The sequence below is a fragment of the Lewinella cohaerens DSM 23179 genome (assembly GCF_000379805.1).
Lineage (GTDB): Bacteria > Bacteroidota > Bacteroidia > Chitinophagales > Saprospiraceae > Lewinella > Lewinella cohaerens.
Genome location: NZ_KB903565.1, coordinates 1 through 13,561 on the forward strand (window position 1 = coordinate 1; position 13,561 = coordinate 13,561).

The window sequence follows — 13,561 nt, forward strand, 5'->3', positions numbered from 1 at the left end:
TACATGCCTGCACTAGGTGCGATTAGACAGGCAGGTGTTTTCCGTGAAGCTTATCAACGTCATTTCGCTAAGCATAAGAATGCAAATAAAGCCCTAATGGCTGTACAGCGCAAACTACTCTTGGTAGTTTTCGCTATTCATCAATCGGGGCAGATGTATGATGTCAATGTGCATCATCAAAGTACCCAAAATGAGGTAGGCGAACACAATGGCTCGCCTACAGTAGCTCGTTTAGCAAGCTAAACGGCTTTCTTACACATAAACTTACGAAAAACTTCGCTTCGAGCTTGGTTTTTAACATAGCACCTTTGTCCTCCTCCTCCGTGCGGCGTGCTCCAGGCTACCGCCTTGCGCGCTTCGGCCCATGGTCTACGCACTAGGTTTCGCGGGCTTTAGTCCGCATTAAAAAAGACACAACCGTGCGGACTAAAGCCCGCGAAACCTAAAAAAGCCCAGGATTTAAAACAACTCCTATTCGCCCAAAGCTGCTATAGCCCGGAGTATATAATGGCAACTATGCTACTAGCCGCACCAAATCTGTCCCGCTGGAGGCCAGCCCAACCCGACAGAGGCTGACCGCAAGAATAAACGCCTATTTTTCCTTAATCATATTCACCAACGACCCCAGTCCCGGTATCTTCTTCAGAATACGCTCACTGATTTTTACAAAAGTCGCCTACAGGTGCGCAAGGCGGTAGCCTGAAGCACAGCGCAGGGATGAGCAGCAGCAGCGATAGCAGCGGTATGCAATGCGCAGCACTGCATGAGAGCGAATAGCGCGGTGGTAAGCCGAGAGGCGTAACCAGCTGCCCAGAAGTTTTACGGAAGCTCCTCGCTAAAAAGAAATACGTTGCCCCTGGATCGCCGTTTCCTCATCCGGAAGAATCTCGCAGTTGTCCCAAAGCCCTGTTTCCAGGGTCAGCGCGTAGGCGGCAGGCAGTTTATGTGCTCGCATCTGTGCAGCAGCCGTGGCATGATCATATTCAAAGCTATGGTGCTCAAAATTAAAGCCATTGGCATCGTCTAGTAGCATATACCATACGCGGGTAGTGCCATCATTGGCGGGCATTCCGATGACGCCGGGGTTCAACCAATATTTATCTTCATTTTTTTCACTAAACGGCAAGCCACAGTGGCCACCAAAGATAAAATCGGCATCTGCTAGGTTTAAGTGCTTAGCTTTCTCTGCCCAGGGGGTCGAAGCAAAAATATAACCAGATACCTCGGTCGTCGAACCATGTACCACTCGGCCCTTTAGCCCCGCGTATTGAAATTCCAAATGATGGGGAAGTTGGTGCATCCACTGAATAGCATCAGCACTCAAGACCGATTGTGCAAACGGATACCACTGTCGAGAGAATATATCACAGCGGCTGTCTTCATTAAAATCGCAGCCACAATCTTCTTCGCCATCGCGTAATTGGAGCTCTACGTTGCCCGCAATACAGTGAATGCCCCACGCTTTTATCTTTTGAACAACGGCTTCCGGTTCCGCACAGTAGCCAACAATATCACCTGTGCAGATAATATTGCCAGGAGCAATACCAAGATCGTTGGCAATGGCCATCATTTTTTCCAGGGCTTGTAAATTGCTATACACGCCTCCAAACACAAGCACCTTTCCACGTAAAACACCTATATTTTTAATCTGCACTGTCGCTATTTTTTTAAATAAATGGAGCATTCGTTTTTTCAATAGTTAGCTAAGCGCTTCACTTAAAGCGTGCTATCTATTGGAAAAACCTCAGAGACCACGAAGTAGCCGCGAAGCGAACGCTCAATTTGTTTTTTGCGCAATAAGAGAACAGCACAAAAATACATTGAGCGTTCGTTTTTTCAATAGCTTGCTAAGCAATTCATTTCAAGCGTGCTAGCTATTGGAAAAACCTCAGAGAACGCTCAATTTGTTTTTTGCGCAATAAAAGAACAGCACAAAAGCAAATGGAGCATTCGTTTTTTCAATAGTTAGCTAAGCGCTTCATTTCAAGCGTGCTAGCTATTGGAAAAACCTCAGAGAATGCTCAATTTGTTTTTTGCGCAATAAATGGAACAAAGAACAAGATAAGACAAGCTATTGTGCCGAGTATATTTACCGTCAACAAGTCGCCATATTTTCCAGGAAACCAGACCCATTCGTTAGGAAACAGACCAAAAGCAAGGACTAGTCCTGCGATAATGCCAGCCCCTACAGCTAAATGGAATGACCATGGCCCCGCCCGCAGTTTCCAAAATATAAACACCGGTGCCAAGCCCAGCACCATCGTCCCACTCACCGTCGTAGCAGACAGAATTTCCGGATTGAAAAAGATGGGCAGCGTACCCGCTACCGCAAAAAGCACCATCACCCATCGCCCACGGCTAACGGTCTGGTTTTCGGGTTTGCCCAAATCTATCACAAACAACTTAGAGGCAGAAGCAAAAGCCGAATCTAAGGTCGAAGCTGCCGAGGTGATCATGATAAAATTCATTACCAGCATGGCACCTACACCCATAATTTTACTCACTTCTACAGCGGCTTGTCCATTGAGCCCCTTGGTTTGTGCGTAAATGCCCACAAAGCTAAAAAGGAGTATACAGAAAAAGCCAACAACAGCCGCCAGGAAGAAACTCTTGCGGGTAGTAGCAGGGTCACTGATAAAGCCCCGGTCCGTCATCACCGAATCGTGAAAAGGGTAGCTAAATACTTGTATAAAGGCCACCAAGAGCAGGTTTACACCGTCAGCAAGGCGCCATTCGCCCGATTGTAAATAGGTGGTCACGCCCCCTTCTGTATTGGGCAAAATAAGCCCTAGTACGATGAACAACAATACCCCAAATAACACCATCTGAATAGCATCGGTGAGGAGCGAACTGCGCAACCCTCCCTTGAGGGTATAAGCTAGCGTGAGTGCTGTAAAGACGAGGATTGACCAGTAATAATTGGTACTCCCCGCCTCTCCAAAGTAGCTGCCAATGACCATGGTGTTGGACCAGACCTCGTTGTACAAGCGAAATCCCACCAACAGCGAAAAGACAATGACGGCAGCGTGCCCAAACCGGCTGGCCAAAAAATCGTGAATACTCCCAAAACCTCCCTTTACGCGGAGTTGATAAATAACGATTCCCGCGACAATAAAAGACAAATAATAGGCCGCATAAGCCACTCCCCCCACGATGCCAAAAGACAGTCCAAGGTTAGCCGCATTGGTAATCGACTTAGCAAAAATCCAGGAAATCACCAAGCTGCTGGTGAGCAGGAAAACCCCAGGTTGGCGGCCATCACCAGCCGCTGCACTAAAAAAGCTGGCCACTGTCCGTGAGAGCGGAGCGGCAAACAAAAAAGCCAGGCCAAAACCGGTAATCAAAAGCCACTGCCAGTGGATGGGTTCCATGGTTTAAAATTTTGTGATATAGTATTCTATGGTGCGGTGGTGCGTAGTACGGTGTGCGTCGCACCCAATCGTACCAACGCGATCATACATTCACGCTTCGCACTCCGCACCTCGCACTCCACACATTACCGCACCCCGCACATTAATCCTTATCCCACCATACCCGACTATTGATGCTATTGTCGTTCGTAGTAGCTGCGGCAGTGGTGAAATTCGCTGCATTTAGGGCGGCCTCCTCGGTGGGGTAAGGCATCCGTACGGGGATCAGGTCGTTATTCAAGCTCGCTGCAATGGTCTTCAATGCAGGAAAGCCCGTGCGGCGGTATTCAATCCAGCCTTCATAGCCGTTGATGATGTTCGCCAACCACTTTTGGGTGATGATTTGCTCGATCTTATTGGCACCGTTATTTCCGTAAGCTGCTGCGCCTGTGCTCAAGTAATCCGCAGGTAAATCCGTTTGCCAATATTCAAAAGCTTGTGTTACGCCTAGCTCATACAAGGCTTGTGCATCAGCATTGATCAAGCCGCGTTCGGCAGCTTCGGCAAGGAAGAAGTGAGTCTCCCAGGCCGTCAGGAAATTGGCGTCAAGATCACCGGTGTTTTCCCGGAAGATGGTGCCTGTAAGCGAGTAATCAGCGACTGAAATCGACGTTTGGGAGGCGTCGGGGCCGTTGAGGAGTCCTTGATACTGCGTCTGTCCGGGATCATTGCCGATGGGGCGAAACCACACCGCTTGACGAGGGTCTTCCAACATCGTCAATATTTCCTGTATGGTTTCAGACATGATGAAAAGGTTGAAATCTCCTGCCCGTAAATTAGCCATCCGGAAGTTGTTGGGTTGCCCGTCAGTGAAGTCAAAAGTCGCATTTTGCTCGTTGGTGCTGAGGTAGTTTCCTGCATCGTAGAGGGCCTGTAAGTCAGCACCGACATCCTGCCGGTCGGCAATGCGCATCAGGGCTTTGATCTGCAATGAATTAGCAAAACGTACCCAGCCCGACAGGTCGCCATCAAAGAGAATGTCGCCTGCCAGAGGAATGCTCCCTTGATAATTCTCCAATGCAGTTACACCTGCCTCTAGGTTAGCTAAAATACCTGCCGGTGCAGTGTAGATAGCCTCTTGCGCATCATAAGCTGGGCTTACTTCTCCTTCTGCTCCTTTTAGCGCTTCGCTATAAGGCACATCGCCAAAAATATCGGTAAGCGCCATCGTCAGATACGCTTTCATGATGAGCGCAGGGCCTTCGTAAACAGCTAGGGCGGCGTTGGTTTTAACCTGCTCCAGAATCAACTCGTTGTCGCGCAAGTTGGTGTAGAGCACCGGCCAAGGGTTGCCCCCAACCTGTGGTTCCGTAAGACTATGACGATCAAATAAATTGAAGTCAATTTCTGTGAAGTATTGCCCCAGCAAGTTGCCGGCCACAAAGCCTTCGTAAGACATTTCGTCTCCGTAATCATAAATCACCTGGCGAAGCAATAAACTAGGTTGCACCTCGATAGGTGCGTTTGGATTGGTATTGATTTCCTCAAAACCTTCCGTACAAGCCATCAGGCTGATCAGAAAACCTAAAAGGAAGAGGTATTTTATATTTTTCATCTTATGGATGTTAAAGTCTTAAGTAATTGATGCTCCTGTCTCTAAAAATTGAGGCCTATTTTTAGTCCCCAACTGCGAGTGGTGGCATAAGACATGTCTTCTACACCACTCACAAACTGTGAACCTTGCACGGCCAACTGCTCGGGGTCAAAATGTGGGATAGCTGAGAAGGCGTAAAGGTTACGACCAATCAATGACAGCTTGAGTGAGCGCCCTTCCCGCAGAAAAGCTCCCTTGTTTTTGAAGGTGTATCCTAAACTAAATTCCCGGATTTTGAGATAAGAAGCATCGTAAGTATTGTTCTCTTCGTGGTTACGGTCATAAAACTGACGATAATAACTTTCTGCGCTTACCGCCTTCATGTTAGGACTGTAAACGGGGTTCTCCTCACTACCTGTATTCACAACACCAGCGGCGATGATCCCTTCATCAGGACGATTTTCGGTTTCTAGTAATTGTCCGGCTACACCTGCCAGCGCTTGGGTGCGGGAAACAAGTACTCCTCCCTGTCGCCAATCTAATAGCAAACCAAGGTTCCAGTTTTTATAGGTGAAACGATTGCTGAAGCCAAGAACAAAATCAGGGTTGTAATTGCCCAAAAGTTGCAGGTTGTTATCGACAATATAACGGCCGTTATCATCAATGATAAAGTCGCCATTATCATTACGCAAGTAGCCCGTACCGTACATATCGCCGATTCGGCCTCCTTCGTCTACTTGAAACCAGACCGTTTGGTTGACATTGTCGTATACCCGAGAATAAGCCAGTGTCAGGCGATCAATGCCAGAAGGTAGTTCCTCTACCGTCGCCCGGTTGGTACTAAAGTTGACCTGGGCATCCCAGCGGAAATCTGTTTTGTAGATGGGGGTTAAACCCAAAATTACTTCCAGGCCGCGAGAACGCACTTCGCCGCCATNCACAACTTGCTCGCTAAAGCCTGACGAAATGGGTACGGGTAGTGCGATGATCTGGTTATTGGTGCGAGCATCGTAGTACGTGACATCCAGACGAATGCGGTCGTCCTTGAAGCGTAAATCTGCGCCGAACTCTACAGAGCTGGTTTCTTCCGGCAATAAGCTGCCGTTGGCAATAAGTGTCTGCGCACTAAACGTAGGTTGCGCATTGAAGGGCGTCTGCGCTACAAAGGCCCCCGTCGTTTGATAAGGGCCGGTATCGTTACCTACTTGTGCCCAACTTGCACGCAGCTTGGCAAAAGAAACCATCTTTGGCAGTTTAATCAAGTTGGAAAGCACCAAGCTGCTCGAAACAGATGGGTAGAAAAACGAAGTATTATCGGTAGAACTTGGCGTTGCTAAAGCGCTAGACCAATCGTTGCGTCCGGTAATATCTACAAAAAGGAAGTTCTTATAACCCAACTTGGCAATGCCATAAACACTGTTAATTCGCTTGCGAGAACTGAAGTCGAATACTTCAATGGGAGAAGCGGCATTGGTCAACTTGAAAATGCCTGGCTGCGCCAAACTGAGGGCTTGAGACTGCGAGGTTTGAGCCACTTGATCAAGGCGATTTGCTCCCGCAGAGATATCAATAGAAAAATCGTTGAGCTGATCGCTGAAATTGAGCAAAAGATCGGTGTTGTTCTCTCTGTAAAAGACATCGTGTTCGGCGTAAGCCCCGTTGCGGAAACGGTTAGAGCTGAAATTTCGCAAAAAGCGACGGTCTTCATTGGAATAATCCATGCCGGTGCGGAAGATAAGTTCCCACTTTTCGCCAAAATCATACGCTGCGGAGAGGTTGCCAAATACGCGATCTCGCTGGAAAGAATTACGGTTTTCCTGGAGAATGAAATAAGGGTTGTCAAAGAAGGTGTAATTAAAGTTGTACTGTTGAATACCCTCTAAGCCCGGTTGCCAATAATCTCTCAGGTTATCAATATTAAGCGAACGCGGCCCCCAGGCGACCAGCGAATAATTGATATTTTCAGAGCCGTAACCGTTTGCTGGGCGGTTGTCGCTACTTGAATTGATGTAACTGATCGAAGAGTTGATGCGCAAACGCTCCGTAGGGCGAAAACCCAACTTAGCAGCGATTGTTTGCCGATCCAGGTTGACACCAGGGATAATCGAATTACTACGCATATCCGTAAAAGATAACCGATAATTGCCACGCTCATTTCCCGCACCGATTGCCAGATTGTTGATGGTGGTCGTTCCGGTTTCGTAGAAGTTTTTCAAGTTGTCAGGTTGAGAGGAAAGTAGGGTAGGCGTAATGGGAGCGCCACCATGTACGGCTACATCTCCTCCGCGTACCACCTGCCCATCAAGGGTAGTGACGGGGCTGTCAAACTGTGGGGTTAGCACGCCGGCATCGAGCCGTGGGCCCCAGCTGTAACTAATGTTGTCATTAATACCACCACCCAGGCCATCAACATAGGCAAATTGACCAGAATTTCCCTGGCCGTAACTGTTTTGAAATTCCGGTAGCTGGAAAGCCGTTTCCACGAAAGTGGTAGAATTGAAACTAATCCCTAAACCGGTGCTCTCTGTCCCGTTTTTGGTGGTTACGATGATGACGCCATTGGCCGCGCGCGTGCCATATAATGCCGCAGCACTAGGCCCTTTAAGAACCGATACAGAAGCTACGTCGTCTGCATTGATTTCCATGGCACCATTGCCAAAGTCTACTTCCTGAAAACCGGCCGCAGCATCATTCGTGAAATTGACAATCGAATTGTTATTGATCGGAATACCATCGACTACGAAGAGCGGATTGTTATTGGTAAAGGAAGCTTCACCCCGAATCGTAACCTTAGAAGTAGATCCTACGCCGGTAGCGCCCTGGCTGACGGTAACTCCGGCCACTTGCGCAGCCAGATTGTCTACAAAATTGGGTGATTTTACATCAGAGATGTCGGTGCCGTCAATGCGCTGAACCGCGTAACCAAGGTCGCGCGAAGAACGCTCTAACCCGAGGGCAGTTATCACGACCTCATTGAGCAAGGTCGTACTGGAGGAGAGTTTTACCGAATATTCACCGACTCCCATAGTGGGTACTTCGCTGGCTTTGTAGCCTACGTAGGTAAAGACCAGTACTACTTCGGGGTTACTAATCGTCAGTTCGTATTTACCGTCAATATCAGTGGTGGTGCCGCGCACGGCGCCTTTTTCCTGTATACTCACTCCGGTGAGTGTTTCGCCAGTTTCCAGATCAGTGATTGTTCCGTAGACTTTCAAGCCTTGGGCTTGTAACCCGATGCCCAGGAAGAGCAGCAGGCTTAGTGTGTAAAAGGTTTTCATATAAAAATATTGAATACAATAGAAGGGATAGCAGTAATACTGTCTGGCAAGGCAGTCCCCATTGTGTAATTAAAGAGAATAATTTCCTGGTAAACTACGACCATATAGCAGTACGACGAATGCGCATACTGCCTCCGGGGAGTTAGGAAGGAAAAGAAGAAAAATCAATGAATAGAGATCATTGTTCCTGGTCAAGAACGGGAGGCCCACGGTATTGTGGAAAGGTAATTAACGATAGTAAAGGAATCGTATTTGCCTTTAATTCGGCAATAAAAGAAGTACTTCTGTGTAAACAAGCACTCAGCTGTCGGCCAATAAATCCTGTTCGGTAATGGCGAAGAAACTTCCAAAGGTCAATTGCTGTATCGATATCCGTTAATCCACAAAGGCGAGTAACGGCTATGTTCTTTTGGGAGATGTAATGTTGCCAAGAGGCTTGGAGGTTCGGTGTCTCCCAGTGTAAGTTCAGAAATTGCTGGCGGTCATAAGTGGCACTGTTGATCCCAATGAGGTATACGCCGCCATCGAGTGCTGGCCCCAAGACCAATTGCCCGTCAAGTAATGCTTTGTTGGCTTTTAATAACAATGCCCTGCTTAGTCCTGGACTATCATTACCAATGACCAGTACATTGTCATAACCTTTGGTGAAAACATCCTCCAAAGCATTAGCGAGGCGCTCACCAAAGCTGTTGCCGCGTTGCTGAGGGCTGTAACAGGTAAAAAGAGGAAGGTGTGTTTTGCGAGCTTGCCGCAAACTGTGCCGCAATAAAAGCCGAACCACCTCCTGACTACGCCGGAAGGTGAATTTTTTAGTAGCAGCCTCTTCTTGAGGGCTACGACTAAAAAGTAATATTGCAGTTCGCTTTTGTCCCATTAGAGCTATATCAATACGCAATGATACCAACAATTAGCGATTGCAATCGTCTTATTTAGGACAAAATTTATAGGTATACTACCGCTGTACGACCAACTCTATAGCTCGAAATCCTTTTCCATTGCTGATGTTTAGTATATACGTACCATTGGGCAAATCTGCTGTTGGCCAATCTACTGTCAAGTGAGGAGTAGTCGGGTAATTGGCTTGCTCCAATAACTGTCCGTTCATGTTGAAAAGCTGTAGCTGATAATCTTGCTGAGCATCTGGATAGTCTACCTGAATACGAGCCATTTGATCGCTAGGGTTTGGCGACAAAGTTACTTCCGCCGCTTCCATAATATTAGTGGTTGCGACATCACCGTAGACGTTAGCAAAAGCATAATCACCAGGTAGGAACGGATCTAACCGGGCCAACCCTCCAGAGCCGAAAGGACTGAGGTCTGTATACGGATACTCTTCCCATTCGGTATCCGGCGTTGGACGATACATGAGGCGGACGGTTTCATTACCGGCTTGTACCAGATCATAATCGAGGTCATTGGCTCCACCATTGTAGCGAATAATTGCTCGCATGGATAGATCATCGGGCAAAATCCCTTGTACCGACCAGTAGTGTGTATTAGACATAACGATCAGCTCCGGATCAGCTGCTTCATCGGGTGCTGTCCAGTGATGAACAATATTGAGGAGTGCTGCATCTGTAATAGCATCAACAGTCAAAGAGAAAAATTCTGTTCCCGCCGTATTCAGGTTACCTGTTTCCGTTAATTGATAGGTACGATTAAATCGACCCATATTCAATCCGTGATCGTGGTTGATAACGGTCATCAAAGGTTCAAAAGGAATCGTGAAGCTGGCAGTACTAAACTCCTCCGAAGCCATGAAGTATTGGGTGAGTTCTTGCCAGTTTTCGTCAAAGAAAGTTACCGACAAGGGCACATTGGTATGCAGCTGAGTAGCGCCACGCAATCGTTGTTGCACACCTAGGTCTACAATGTATTCTTCACCTGACCCCGTAATGTCTAGTGTCTCTAGCTCAAAATTAGAAAACCCAGGGCTGAAAATCCAATCCTGGAAGAAAGAGGTCATATCTACACCACTGACCAGGCTAAGGTGATCGCGGTATTGTTCTGCATCTACTGCTGAAAAAGCAAAATCCTGTAAAACGGCACTTTGTGCAACCCGGAAAAGGCTATCTCCCAGGTAAGTTCGCATATTATGAATCATCGAAGCACCTTTATTATAGGTGTGTGTGCCGTAGGTCTGTTCGTAGGGGATGCCTGAAAGCGGTTGAAATCCATCATCATCAAGATGGGCAGTCTTAAGCACCAGAAGGTGATTGTCTTTCACTTGGTCAATAAAGGCGTCATGACCAAAGGCGTACTCGGTGAATAGGTGTGCACCGTATTCTGCATTGCCTTCCTTGATCCACATGTTTGCAGGGGAGCTTAGCGTGGTGACGTTGCCCCACCATTGATGAGCCAACTCGTGAGCCATCAATCGGTTCATGCCAAATACAGGTCCGCTAATGCCTGTAGCACGTGGGAACGCAATGTTGTGTACATGCTCCATTGCGCCAACGGGCGTGAGTACAAAGCCTACCCGTCCCCAAATGTAAGGACCGTACCAACTTTCAAAAGCATCAATTGCATCGCCGAGGTATTCAAAGGAATCGTCCATGCTTCCCAGGTCACCAGGATTAGCTACTAACTGGATAGGGTATTCTCCATAAAGACCAGTATGAGAAGATTCGATGGTCGTGAAATCAGAAACTGCAATACCCACCAAGTAAGTAGTCATGGGCTGGTCTATCCGGTAGGAACGACGGATTTGATCATCTTCCAACTCAACCTGCTCTTGAAAATGGCCACTACAAAAAGCTTGGCGACCATTGGCAGAGATAATGTTTAAGTCAAAAGTAGCTCGCTCAACGAAGTTGTCAAAACATGGAAACCAGCTGCGTCCAAAGTTGTAAGGGTTTTCTCCAAGGCCAATGCCCAGGTTGTAGGCAATACCTCCTGAGAAAGCCAAACCCCCAAAGTTGGAGTTAGCCACCGTAGGTGTACCACGATAATAAACCCTCACTGCGTGCATTGCTTCTGTATCGAAGCCGTCCGGGAAAGGAATGGTAATCAAATCACCATCATAATCATAAGTTGTAGTAACACCATTGATTTGGATGGAATCAATGGTGAGTTGCAATAGATCCAGCACCATCTCGGCAGTATTTTCTTCCAGGAGTACAAAATCAATGGTGCAGCTACCTTTAATTTTTCGGCCACTGAAATCAATTACTTCCAGGTCAATGGTATAGTTGAGGAGATCAATACTATCACTGCGGCCTTGTGATGCCAAAAGTAATTGCTCGTCTTCAGGAGTGAGTGTTCTGAGCGGGAACTGCTTTTTTGTAAAATGGCAACCTTGTACCTCTGTTTCCGGCTGAGCCGATAAAACGAGAGCGCAGCAAAAGGAGAGCAAGAGAATTAAGGCAAAGGAATATCGCATAGCTGACATGATTTTACTAACTTTCCCTAAAGTTACCAAAATGAAAAACCTCTTTATCCTTTTTCTTGTGCTAATTGTAAGCCAGCTTGCGGCACAAACGACTTATCTGCACTGTGGCCAGCTTTTTGATGCCACTAGCAAAGAGCTACAAACCAAGATGACCGTTGTAGTTGAAGGCAACCAGATTACCAATGTCACCCGCGGCTACTTAAGTGCCGAGGAGGGCGTAGAGGTTACCATCATTGATCTGAAAGATCAAACCGTCATGCCGGGCCTTATGGATATGCATGTACACATCGAGGGACAATCGAGCCCTACCCGCTACGTGGAACAGTTCAGAATGAACCCTGAAGATGTAGCCTTACGTGCTACGATCTACACTAAGCGGACACTGGATGCTGGTTTTACGACCGTACGGGATTTGGGTGGCTCTGGTGTAAATGTGAGTCTTCGTAATGCGATTAATCAAGGCTTTATTGTAGGCCCTCGCATCGTTACGGCCGAAAAAGCAATTGGTACCACTGGCGGTCATGCAGACCCCACCAATGGCGTAAACCACGTGCTAAAAGGTGACCCCGGCCCCGCTGAAGGTGTGATCAATGGCGTAGAAGATGCCCGCAAAGCAGTCCGACAGCGCTATAAGAATGGCGCTGATTGTATAAAAATCACCGCTACCGGCGGCGTACTCAGCGTAGCCAAAGATGGCAGCGGACCCCAATTTGTTGATGAAGAACTGGAAGCTATCGTCGCCACTGCCAAAGATTATGGGATGCATACCGCAGCACATGCTCACGGCAAGGAAGGCATCATGCGTGCCGTCAACGCAGGCATTACCTCCATCGAACACGGCACTCTGATGGATGAAGAAGTGATGGCTCTCATGGCGGAGAAAGGCACTTTCTATGTGCCTACGATCAGTGCAGGTAAATTTGTGGCCGAAAAAGCCAAGATTGATGGTTATTTCCCTGCGATCATTCGCCCCAAGGCACTTTCTATCGGCCCGAAGTTGCAAGAAACTTTTGGGCAGGCCTACCGGGCCGGCGTACGTATAGCCTTCGGCACGGACAGTGGCGTATCCCCCCACGGAGAGAACGGCAAAGAATTTGGCTACATGGTAGAAGCAGGGATGCCTGCCGCCGAAACCCTGCTGGCTGCCACCATCGTAAGCGCGGAACTCATTGGCCGCGCCGATGAACTGGGGACCATCGAAAAAGGAAAACTGGCTGATATCGTAGCTGTTTCCGGTAATCCACTGGAAGACATCAACGTGATGACCAAGGTTTCTTTTGTGATGAAAGATGGTGTGGTTTATAAGGAAGGAACCGACAAATAGTGGCTACTCCCAAAGGCATCACCAATCTCGCTACCCTCATTAAGCACATGGAACCCGTGCTTAATGAGGGCGAGTATATCTTTGCAACGGTAACGGACTTAGCGGCTATCCCGAGGGGAATCACTATTTGTGAAATAAAAGAAAAGGAAGGCACAACGGTTGTGCTCCCCAAAGAAGAGGCCATCCGCCTGGGAATGCCGTTTGATTTTGTTGCGGCCTGGATCACCCTGAACGTCCACTCTGCCCTGGAGGCTGTAGGCTTGACGGCGGCTTTCGCCACTGCTTTAGGCGATGCGGGAATCAGTTGCAACGTCATCGCTGGTTACTATCACGACCATATTTTTGTAGATAACCACAGTGCAGCAAAAGCGATGGACGTGTTGTGGAAAATGACGGAAGAAGGATGAGACAAAAAATCGCGCGGAGGATTGCTATTGGCTTATGGGGCGTCGTCATACTGTTCTGCCTACATGGCTATTATGTAAATGACACTATAGATATCCAGATGCATGACACCTATTGGGTAGTAGATACTTTGATTTTGAAAATATTATTTGGAATTCCTGTGGCATTGATTGGGGGACTGTTTTGGGTGGTGATTGGGGATGACTGATGAATTTCATC

At 47.8% G+C, this 13,561-nt stretch carries 9 protein-coding genes and 1 pseudogene; 4 read left to right on the forward strand and 6 right to left on the reverse strand.

The window, feature by feature from the left end; genetic code table 11:
- A pseudogene (locus A3EU_RS34620) lies at positions 1 to 243 on the forward strand (hypothetical protein); the annotation flags it as partial.
- A 592-nt stretch (positions 244 to 835) separates the two neighbouring features.
- Here A3EU_RS34620 and A3EU_RS0121370 read toward each other — a convergent pair.
- The 6 genes from A3EU_RS0121370 to A3EU_RS0121395 all read right to left on the reverse strand — a co-directional run bounded on the left by A3EU_RS0121370 (position 836) and on the right by A3EU_RS0121395 (position 11,604).
- Positions 836 to 1,684 (reverse strand): metallophosphoesterase family protein, encoded by an 849-nt coding sequence (locus A3EU_RS0121370; protein WP_020538241.1) that lies wholly within the window; start codon positions 1,682 to 1,684, stop codon positions 836 to 838.
- A gap of 337 nt (positions 1,685 to 2,021) precedes the next feature.
- Positions 2,022 to 3,371, reverse strand: a complete 1,350-nt coding sequence (locus tag A3EU_RS0121375) for a sodium:solute symporter family transporter (RefSeq protein WP_020538242.1) — start codon at positions 3,369 to 3,371, stop codon at positions 2,022 to 2,024.
- A gap of 142 nt (positions 3,372 to 3,513) precedes the next feature.
- A complete protein-coding gene (locus A3EU_RS0121380) occupies positions 3,514 to 4,965 on the reverse strand; it encodes a SusD/RagB family nutrient-binding outer membrane lipoprotein (RefSeq protein ID WP_020538243.1) in 1,452 nt (483 codons plus the stop codon).
- A 41-nt stretch (positions 4,966 to 5,006) separates the two neighbouring features.
- Positions 5,007 to 8,222 carry a SusC/RagA family TonB-linked outer membrane protein gene (locus tag A3EU_RS0121385; RefSeq protein WP_020538244.1) on the reverse strand — a complete coding sequence of 1,072 codons (3,216 nt, stop codon included), beginning with the start codon at positions 8,220 to 8,222 and terminating at the stop codon, positions 5,007 to 5,009.
- 178 nt (positions 8,223 to 8,400) lie between these two features.
- On the reverse strand, positions 8,401 to 9,096 hold the full coding sequence (locus A3EU_RS0121390; protein WP_156825855.1) for a TIGR04282 family arsenosugar biosynthesis glycosyltransferase: 696 nt from the start codon (positions 9,094 to 9,096) through the stop codon (positions 8,401 to 8,403).
- A gap of 78 nt (positions 9,097 to 9,174) precedes the next feature.
- Complete coding sequence (locus A3EU_RS0121395; protein WP_169433386.1) at positions 9,175 to 11,604, reverse strand: M1 family metallopeptidase; 2,430 nt, start codon at positions 11,602 to 11,604, stop codon at positions 9,175 to 9,177.
- Between the two features lie 40 nt (positions 11,605 to 11,644).
- Between A3EU_RS0121395 and A3EU_RS0121400 the strand changes: the two genes are divergently transcribed.
- From A3EU_RS0121400 to A3EU_RS0121410, 3 genes are read left to right on the forward strand one after another with little or no spacing between them, the layout of a single operon-like run.
- Complete coding sequence (locus A3EU_RS0121400; RefSeq protein ID WP_044086333.1) at positions 11,645 to 12,937, forward strand: metal-dependent hydrolase family protein; 1,293 nt, start codon at positions 11,645 to 11,647, stop codon at positions 12,935 to 12,937.
- Positions 12,937 to 13,344 carry an ACT domain-containing protein gene (locus A3EU_RS0121405; protein ID WP_020538248.1) on the forward strand — a complete coding sequence of 136 codons (408 nt, stop codon included), beginning with the start codon at positions 12,937 to 12,939 and terminating at the stop codon, positions 13,342 to 13,344. The genes A3EU_RS0121400 and A3EU_RS0121405 overlap by 1 nt, the downstream gene beginning before the upstream one ends.
- Positions 13,341 to 13,550 carry a hypothetical protein gene (locus A3EU_RS0121410; protein ID WP_020538249.1) on the forward strand — a complete coding sequence of 70 codons (210 nt, stop codon included), beginning with the start codon at positions 13,341 to 13,343 and terminating at the stop codon, positions 13,548 to 13,550. The genes A3EU_RS0121405 and A3EU_RS0121410 overlap by 4 nt, the downstream gene beginning before the upstream one ends.
- Positions 13,551 to 13,561 lie beyond the last annotated feature (11 nt).

Excerpts from the sequence above, each read along its gene's own strand:
- A3EU_RS0121370 (WP_020538241.1), bottom strand. The coding sequence starts at position 1,684 with ATGCTCCATTTATTTAAAAAAATAGCGACAGTGCAGATTAAAAATATA.
- A3EU_RS0121375 (WP_020538242.1), bottom strand. The coding sequence starts at position 3,371 with ATGGAACCCATCCACTGGCAGTGGCTTTTGATTACCGGTTTTGGCCTG.
- A3EU_RS0121380 (WP_020538243.1), bottom strand. The coding sequence starts at position 4,965 with ATGAAAAATATAAAATACCTCTTCCTTTTAGGTTTTCTGATCAGCCTG.
- A3EU_RS0121390 (WP_156825855.1), bottom strand. The coding sequence starts at position 9,096 with ATGGGACAAAAGCGAACTGCAATATTACTTTTTAGTCGTAGCCCTCAA.
- A3EU_RS0121395 (WP_169433386.1), bottom strand. The coding sequence starts at position 11,604 with ATGCGATATTCCTTTGCCTTAATTCTCTTGCTCTCCTTTTGCTGCGCT.
- A3EU_RS0121400 (WP_044086333.1), top strand. The coding sequence starts at position 11,645 with ATGAAAAACCTCTTTATCCTTTTTCTTGTGCTAATTGTAAGCCAGCTT.
- A3EU_RS0121410 (WP_020538249.1), top strand. The coding sequence starts at position 13,341 with ATGAGACAAAAAATCGCGCGGAGGATTGCTATTGGCTTATGGGGCGTC.